The following is an 875-nucleotide window of genomic DNA, read 5'->3' on the forward strand; positions in this document are numbered from 1 at the left end:
TTGTATGTCAGCAGTATCCCCCACAGCTCCTGTCTCACCATCTCCGGTAATTTACTTCTCAGCGTCCAACGGTTGCCGCACAGGAACTGCTTCGCCTCACGATACCCCAGTTCGATTTCCCACCGGTGTTTGTAGAGTTCTGCTATGTCTGCCGCCGGGTAACGCATCGCGTCCGTCATCGATGTGACAACCTGACGTTCCACACCGTTAACCTTCCTGCTGATTAACCGGACAGTGAGCTCATCCGGCAGACCTTCCCACTGTTTTCTTGCCTGTGGCGAGGTTTTCAGCGTTATCAGTTCATCCTGCCTGCCCAGTCTGCGTATCACCTCATACTGCGTGCCCTTTTTCAGCGGCAACAACCAGTGGCGGTTCTCACCTGCCCTGTGCCAGTCATGCAGCAGGCCTGTTGACCAGAAGCCCCTGTCGAACAACGTCACGCTATTATCCGGTGCCTGCTTTGCCAGTCCTGCCGCCAGCCGCATCTCATTAACGTCATACCGGCCCATCACGCTGGCGCGCAGCAGGTGACTGCTCAGTTCCATCAGACACACCATGCGGACCTGCGGGAAGCCTTTTTCACCGTACTGATTTTCCGCTTTCGCGAAGGCAGCGGCATTTTCCGGTGTGTCGGGCGTTCGCCAGACCACGCCATCAACGGCGTTCAGCGTCAGCCCGTTCCAGAGCGGATGCCGGGATTCTTCATGCCAGTGCTGTTGTGTCAGTTCGAACAGAACTCTAATGGCATCCTCACCCAGCGTTTTGCGGCGGGCAATGACGGAGCTGGGTGCGGTAAAAGGTCTGCCAGTCCGGTCAGCGATGTCCATCAGATTGACGATATGGGACACAGGCTTGTTGTTGAAAATAGCCATACC

At 56.2% G+C, this 875-nt stretch carries 1 protein-coding gene; it reads right to left on the reverse strand.

The window, feature by feature from the left end:
- Window positions 1–875: IS4 family transposase (locus DZE2538_RS19990; RefSeq protein ID WP_050568717.1), on the reverse strand; the 875-nt coding region annotated here is incomplete at both ends.

This window comes from Dickeya zeae NCPPB 2538 (assembly GCF_000406165.1).
Classification (GTDB): domain Bacteria; phylum Pseudomonadota; class Gammaproteobacteria; order Enterobacterales; family Enterobacteriaceae; genus Dickeya; species Dickeya zeae.